Origin of the sequence: Liquorilactobacillus uvarum DSM 19971 (genome assembly GCF_001434935.1) — a bacterium.
In the GTDB taxonomy this organism is placed as follows: Bacteria; Bacillota; Bacilli; order Lactobacillales; family Lactobacillaceae; genus Liquorilactobacillus; species Liquorilactobacillus uvarum.
Genome location: NZ_AZEG01000026.1, coordinates 18,873 through 27,017 on the forward strand (window position 1 = coordinate 18,873; position 8,145 = coordinate 27,017).

The 8,145-nt window shown below is 38.2% G+C and carries 4 protein-coding genes; 1 reads left to right on the forward strand and 3 read right to left on the reverse strand.

All coding sequences use genetic code 11. The annotated features are described in order from the left end of the window. Positions 1–6: 6 nt before the first annotated feature. Both glpO and glpK read right to left on the reverse strand, forming a co-directional pair. Complete coding sequence (gene glpO, locus FD20_RS10105) at positions 7–1,866, reverse strand: type 1 glycerol-3-phosphate oxidase (RefSeq protein WP_057738267.1); 1,860 nt, start codon at positions 1,864–1,866, stop codon at positions 7–9. A gap of 17 nt (positions 1,867–1,883) precedes the next feature. Further along, positions 1,884–3,401: a glycerol kinase GlpK gene (gene glpK, locus FD20_RS10110; RefSeq protein WP_057738269.1), complete on the reverse strand. Its 1,518-nt coding sequence runs from the start codon at positions 3,399–3,401 to the stop codon at positions 1,884–1,886. A 438-nt stretch (positions 3,402–3,839) separates the two neighbouring features. Here glpK and FD20_RS10115 point away from each other — a divergent pair, with 438 nt between their 5' ends. Further along, positions 3,840–6,803 (forward strand): LTA synthase family protein, encoded by a 2,964-nt coding sequence (locus FD20_RS10115; protein WP_057738271.1) that lies wholly within the window; start codon positions 3,840–3,842, stop codon positions 6,801–6,803. 264 nt (positions 6,804–7,067) lie between these two features. Here FD20_RS10115 and FD20_RS10120 read toward each other — a convergent pair. Continuing rightward, positions 7,068–8,145, reverse strand: a 1,078-nt coding sequence (locus tag FD20_RS10120; protein ID WP_275453078.1) for a peptidoglycan amidohydrolase family protein, incomplete at its 5' end; no start/stop codon positions are given.

Consider the following 8,145-nt stretch of genomic DNA (forward strand, 5'->3'; position numbering starts at 1 on the left):
CTCCACCTACCCTATCAATTGTTTTTGCCTGCTTTTTTTAAGATAATTCAACTTCGATTCTGAAATTACCTGCTCCAGCTCTGCGCGCATTTTATTTTTTTGCTCATCCGACCATTTCAAAATGATAGCCATTTCTTCAACAATTGGTTCTTTTATTTTTTCAATCCGATCTGCATGAAACAAGATATGATTGGTACGGCGCAAAAGATAATCAACGGGTGTCAAAGTCATTTCTTCATTAATTGAATAATAGAGACTGAGCTGTTCTGCAAGATCAAGTGCTGTCTTTTCTGTCTTTACTTTTTTAGCATATGAAATAACACGCGGTGTGTTAGAACCAAAACGATTGGCAAGGTCAAGTGCACGTTTTTCTGGAATACCTTTCTCCATCGTTATTGTTTTATAGAATTCAAGTGTATCTTCAACATTGGTAGGATCAAAGTGTCCACCTGATACTTGCAGTTTTTTAGAATCAATCTGTTTGGATTCAACATCAAAATTATCCTTAAGCATTTTCCTGATCAATTCCAACGCTCCCGCAGCCATTTTTCGATAATCCGTTATCTTCCCTCCAGATAAAGTTATCAAACGGTCTTCTCCTACATCGAGTGAAGATCCGCGTGAAACCTGTGATGGATTAAGGTCTGCTTCCGTTCTGGCCGTCTTCAACTGGCTGATTGCCTGTTCAACATCTTCACGTGTTGCTTTGTTTTCATTAAACAAACCTATGGTCTCGGTTAAATGCAAAAAACTTTTTTCAGAAACTTTACCCGTATTAGCTCCACCGCCATTATAATCTGAACTGCTGTTTCCAGCTATCAATGGCCTCAAACCAGCCCAACTAGCCTCAATATCTTTCAAGCTAACTTCTGTCTTAGGAAAATGTTTATTGAGTGCTTTCAACAGATAGTCAACATCTTCACGTTCAACTCTAGGGTGTCTATAATCTCCATGATAATCAGTATCTGTTGTTCCAAAATAGGTCTTTCCCTCACGTGGAACAACAAAAATCATTCTCCCATCACCCATTCCAGAATCAAAATAAGTAGGTTGTGGAACTGACAGCCGCGTTTCATCGACAACCAGATGAATCCCCTTGGTTGGACGCATGTTTGGAATTTTACTTTTAGCTTTATTAAGCGCAAAAAGCTTATCCACCCATGGACCTGTAGTATTGATTACTAATTTAGCCCGTATATCAAATTTTTCCCCCGTTAACTCATCTGCAGCTGTCACCCCCTTGATATTTCCATTAGAATCATAAATTGCGGAAAGGGCTTTGATGCGGCTAGCAATTATTCCGCCCAAATTATTTGCTTCTTTGATGTTTTCAATGACCAATCTTGAATCATTATTTACGTAATCAAGATAGACTCCTGCCCCTAATAATCGATTTTGATTAATTTCTGGTTCCCTTTGGATTACTTCTTCTCTGTTAATTGTATAATTAGCATATTTAGTTCCATCAACCCCAGCTAACCGATCATACAAATCCATTGCTACTTTCAGGCTAAACATATTAAAAGTTGACGCCGGCTCATCGTAAATTGGCAGAAGCATTGGAAAAGGTCTTGGGATATGAGGTGCTATTCCTTGCACAACAGCTCGTTCACGCACTGTGTCAGACACAACCTCAACGTCAAATGTCTTTAAGTAACGCAGTCCCCCATGTACTAGTTTAGTTGAGCGCGAACTAGTACCCTCCGCAAAATCCTGCATATCTATCAAACCAGTTTTGATATCAGATGCCACTGCTTGAACAGCCACACCTGCGCCTGTTATCCCACCACCGATCACTAACAAATCAAGTTCTTCATTTTTCAGACGCTCAATATTTTTTTGGCGTGTCATATATGAAAATTCCATTTGTTCTACCTTCCTTCCTAATCATCCTCATCTTCTGGTCTAAACTTGAACATTTGGGTCGCTTTGACTGCACTCTTCCAGCCTGTATATAAATTCTCACGTTTCTTTTGTCCCATTTCAGGTTCAAAAGTTCTGCCTACTTCAAAAATCTTCTGCAGTTCATCTGTGTTTTTCCAAAAACCGACAGCAAGTCCAGCCAAAAAGGCAGCACCCAAGGCAGTTGTCTCAAGATCCTTAGCTCTTTCTATCGGAATATTCAGCAAATCTGCCTGAAATTGCATTAAATAATTATTATTAGCTGCGCCTCCGTCAACTCTCAGCGCTGGAATATTAAGCCCTGTATCTTTGTTCATCGTATCAACAACATCTCTTGTTTGATAAGATAGCGCTTGCAAAGTAGCCTTGATAAAATCCTCGCGTGTTGTTCCTCGAGTTAGTCCAAAAACCGCTCCCCGAGCTTCGCTATCCCAATAAGGTGCACCCAGTCCAGTAAAAGCTGGTACAACATAAACCTCATCACGGCTCTGAGAAGAAAGCGCAGCCTCTTCTGATTCAGGCGCTGAACGCAGCATCTTCATACTGTCTCGCAGCCACTGCATGGCAGATCCCGAAACAAACACCGAACCCTCAAGCGCATACGTAACTTTTCCATTGATAGAATATCCAATCGTCGTCAACAGATCATTTTGTGAGAGAGTCAAATCTGAACCTGTATTCATCACAATAAATGATCCAGTGCCATAGGTATTTTTTACCATTCCTTTTTTTAACGCCAATTGTCCAAACAATGCAGCCTGCTGATCACCTGCCATCCCTGCAATCGGAATTGAACTCCCATAAAAGTGGTATTCTTTTGTTTTACCGTATATTTCTGAATTTTCCTTTACCTTTGGCAGCATCAATCGTGGAATGTTCAAAAGATTCAGGATCTCTTGATCCCAATCCAGTTCATGAATATTGAACAACATCGTCCGACAGGCATTCGTATAATCAGTAACATGTACGTCTCCTCCTGTTAACTTCCAAACGAGCCATGTATCAATCGTCCCGAATAACAATTCCCCTCTTTCGGCCCTTTCTTGTGCTCCCGGTACCTGGTCTAATATCCATCTTACTTTAGTTGCTGAAAAGTAAGCATCAACGACCAATCCTGTTTTTTGATGAATCATTTCTGCTTGTCCTTCATTTTTTAACTTTTCGGCCAAAGGACTTGTCTGACGGGATTGCCAAACTACCGCATTATAAATTGGGAGACCCGTTTTCTTTTCCCAAACAACGGTTGTTTCACGCTGGTTGGTAATTCCAATTCCTTCTATTTGGTTCGGGTGAATTCCAGAATCAATAAATGCTGTAGCAATTGTAGACAGCACTGCATTCCAAATTTCATTTGCATTATGTTCTACCCATCCCGGATGTGGGAAAAATTGCGTAAATTCTTTCTGTGAATCAGCCACTTTTTTCCCATCATGATCGAATATAATTGCTCGTGTACTAGTGGTTCCTTCATCAATTGCCATTACATATGAATTATTCATCAAAAATCCCTCCTACAAGTTAGACACTGCTCTTTATAGACATAAAACTTAAGTATTATTATGTATGCGCTATCATAATAATTTAAGTTTTACACAATATTTATTTTTAATCAATTTATTTGTCTTTTTGAATTTACATCGCAAAAATTATGTAACTTTTTAATCATTTTATTTAAGTATACTATATCAACTATTAAAATGAATTAATTTGTCTTGGAATAAAGAAAACGTTATCTACAACGACCATACTTTTTCCATAAATTATAGTTAACTGAAAACATCGATTTGCATCCAAACAATATGAATATTACCTTAAGAAAATAGGGGTGCAGTCCACCACTAAATATTGAGCATTTAATGCAAACCAGTACGAGTCATGTGCTAAAATAGATGGATATATAGTTTAAACTAATCGTACGTTAGGAAGTGTATGTCTCAATGCTGAAGCTCGTTCGACCGTATAAGAATATGATACCGTTCACAATTTCTATCTTGTTTATTCTTAACCAGATACTAACATCTGCAGCAACACCGCCGCTCATTGGAGATCAACCCTACCGCTATTTGCTATATTGGTTTCTCCTTATTTTCAGCAGTGCCTCCATTAACTTGATACCTCTCTACATGGGAGCACTGGCACGAAAGAATCGCAATCCAATTAAAAAATTAGGTAAGATAGGCTTTATTTTTCTCTCAATCGGAATAAGTGGTGTACTGTTGGCACTTTTGCTATTTAAGAGTTTTGCTGCACGCGATGTGTGGCTGCTTTTTTTCCCGCTTAGTCATAACGACTTCCCCCTTGCAGCCTCCTTGTTAATTTGGTATGTTCTTGGACATAAAATTTCCGTTTATCTAGATTCACTATCTGCTACGCAGAAGAACTCACTTATCTTGCTCTTAACATGGTTCTTCGTTGTTATGCCTTTTATCTTTAATAAACCCCTTTGGGGAATTAATTCCGGAAGCAGTCTCATATGGACGGGATTTTTATTTGTTTTGGGAAATTATTTTTCAGATAATTATATTTCTTCGAAAAAACATTTTTTTAAATACACCGGGCTTTTTCTACTGTCGCTTCTTTCCTTGGCTCTTTTCTTAAAAATTGCACCAATCAGTCAGTCACCCACAAACCTCAGTAGCCGTCTGTTTTCAAGCTATGCCTTGCTCCCATTTGTAATTAGCCTTTGTCTTTTTAACCTCTTGAAAAAAGGGATCGAAAGTAGCGCTTCTAGTACCAAGCAAGAGCACTATTCTTCATGGATGATTTTTACTGCAGTAATTTTTACCTCACTCCCCATTTTCAATTATCGCTTAAAAACGAATTTTACGATCGCAAACAAACTCAGTTTAATTTCTTGGCTCACAGAATTAATAACCAACACCGCTGTAATCCTAATAATTATTATATGCCTCACACTGCTGTTCAATCGTTTGACACGCATGCCTTTGATCAGTAAAAGGCTTCGACAGGTTTCACCTCAAAGACTCAGTGACGTTTATCGTTTTGCCACTTTTGCGAAGAAACTACTAACAAATAATCGGCGTCTTATACTATCATTTTTATGGGGTACTGCCCTAACTTTTATTCAGTTTTGGAGTGTTGCACTTGCTACAAATCGTTTCACGTTCAATTTACTCAAACAAACATTGGTCACTTCACAAAATCAAATACTTTTAAACATACTTATCTTCCTCACACTATTTATTGCACTCTATGCCTTGATCAATCGCTATATTTATTCTCTATTCATTACGACAGGTATTTCAATCTTTATCTCCATTTCAGAATATTTGAAGATAAAAATGCGTAATGAACCAATCCTGCCAGCCGATCTTTCAATGATTACCTCAATCGATGAACTTGCAAAAATGATCGGTAATTTTGCTCTTTATAGTATTATTGCATTACTTGTAGTCCTAACTATATCCAGTATTTTGATTACCTTAAAATTTGAACGAATTTATCACAACAGATTTCACAGCTGGCGTAAAAGATTGCTAACACTTGTCTTTTCTGGAATTATCCTGTTTTTCTCGCTTGGTATCAGTGACAAAAGCTCTGTCTCGGCAATTATCCAAGGAGCTTTTTCAGTTCAGAATATTGCATGGGATGCAACACGTAATGCACAGTTGAATGGACCAGTTCTTCAATTTTTCAGCGGCTTAAGCCCTTCAATTATGACAGAGCCATCTGGTTATTCAAAAAACAAGATCACACAACTGACAAAAAAGTATACCGCTCAAGCGCATGAAATCAATAAAACACGCAAAAACAGTCTGGACAACCAAACTATTATTTTCGTTCTAAGTGAAAGTTACAGCGATCCCAACCGTGTGCCGAATTTAAAAGTCAGTCCCAATCCTATTCCTTATCTCACAAGTTTAAAAAAGCAGACATCTTCAGGCTTAATGCTGAGTACTGGCTACGGCGGTGGAACCGCCAACCTGGAATGGCAGTCTTTAACAGGTTTATCCTACAGTAATCTTTCATCTACCTTAAGTCTGCCTTACTATCAAATTGTTCCGCAGCAAAAGAGTGCTCCAGCTTTCACTGACCTTTTTAAGAATAAAATTGCGATTCATCCATTTACTGCAACTTTTTACAATCGGATCAATGTTTTTAAAAAATTTGGATTTCAAAAGTTTTATTATGTTGGCAGCAAAAATAAACTGACTTACACGCAAAAACTAGACAACAGCACCTTAATTTCAGATCGTTCCGCATACAATGAAACTATCAAACAAGCTAAAAAGTATCGTAAAGGTTCAACTTTTATTCAACTAACAACTATGCAGAATCATCAGCCATATAATGATTTTTACACTTCTAGCAAATATAAAATATCTGGTTCAGCTGTCGATGCTGCTGACAAGCAAAAATTGCAGACCTATTCGCAAGGGCTAAACTATACTGATTGGGCTCTAAGATCATTTATTCGCAAAATTAATAAAATTGATCGGCCAGTCACTCTGGTATGGTACGGAGACCATTTGCCAGGTTTGTATTCTGGTGACAGTATGAGCAGGTACGGATTACAGCTTCATCAAACTGACTACTTTATCTATAGCAATCAAGAAGCCATAAACCTAAAACAAAACATTGCCAGTCCTTATCAATTTTCTGCGTTATCTCTAGCAGCCGGCAATAACAAAGTCTCACCATATTATGCTTTACTGACTAGAGTTTCTACTGATTTGCCAGCAATGAATACTAACCCATCCTTTGATGGTGAAAAAAACAAAAGCTACAATATCTTTGTTTCCCAAGCTAACAAAATTATTCAAAAAAAATCACTTTCAAAGAAACAAAAAAACCTGCTGCATGACTATCTGCTGATTCAATACGATCTTACAGCTGGTAAGCAATATTCCGCTAAATGGGCTCAACAAAAGGTTAAATAGTTCATGTATGAAAAGATCCATATTCGTAGAACTAAAATGCTCTTAGATTAAGCCCAGTTAGTATATAAATAGTTCGCTAAATTTGCGTTTTAACTGTAAATTACAAATACTGCCCAAGCTTGACTATGAATCATTCATGCCTAAACAGACAAACTGACTGTTCAAAATCGTTAATTCATATAAAACAGAGACAAAACAAGGGACTAGGTCACAATTGACCTAGTCCCTTGTCTCTAAAGTTAATTTCTTAATCCAATCAAGATGTCATGCATGACGATATACATAATAATATGGTTTGTCATCATACAACCAATAACTGTAGTATGACAGATCCTGGATAGCAGTGTTGCGCTGTCCATTTGTCCAATAACAAGTCGAAATAAACTTGGCTGTTGTATTGGCTGAGCCCATATAACCAGGCGATGAAATGATCCCAGTATGACCGGCACCACCACTGCTTGAACCCTTCTTGCCCCATATAATCACGTCACCACGCTGAACATTTATCGGGTGATTCTCTGCAACAAGCTTAAAACCATTGCTCGTAAGATAACTGTGCAGGCTGTCAGTATTATAACCGCCCCATCTTCGTGCCGAAGCTGCGGGTGTTCCTAATCCAGCAGTCCATAAAGCTTGAGTCACAGATCCTGAACAATCAGCAGTCCCGTCATTACCATTACGTGAGCCCATCATCGAATACGTGATGCGCCCTTCACGCTCGTAAAACCACTTAATCGCTCGCTCTGCCAGAGATTTTCCCCCTGTCAGTTCGCCGGTTCCGAGTTTAAAGTAATACCGTACCCCGTCAATTGCCTGTGAACCATATAACATCTGACCACTGTTGTTATAATAAACAACTTTATGCTGATTAACTATATAACAAAAACCGACTTGAACTGCCCCGGTGCTGCTATCAAATAAATACCAATGTTTATTTATATACTGCTGTCCATACTGCATTTGACCGCTGCCATTATAATAGACTGTCTTGTTCTGATTGGAAATACGTTGAAAATTTGTTTTCATTGCCCCACTTCTTCCATCGAATAAGTACCAATGTCTGCTTAAATACTGTTGTCCATATTGTATTTGACCGCTGCCGTTATAATAGACTGTCTTGTTTTGATTGGAAATGTGCTGAAAACCTGTTTTCATTGCTCCAGTATTATTGTCGAACAAGTACCAGTGTCTGCTTAGATACTGCTGTCCATATTGCATTTGACCGCTGCCGTTATAATAGACCGTCTTATTTTGATTGGAAATACGTTGAAAACTTGTTTTCATCGCTCCAGTATTATTGTCGAACAAGTACCAGTGTCTGCTTAGATACTGCTGTCCATAT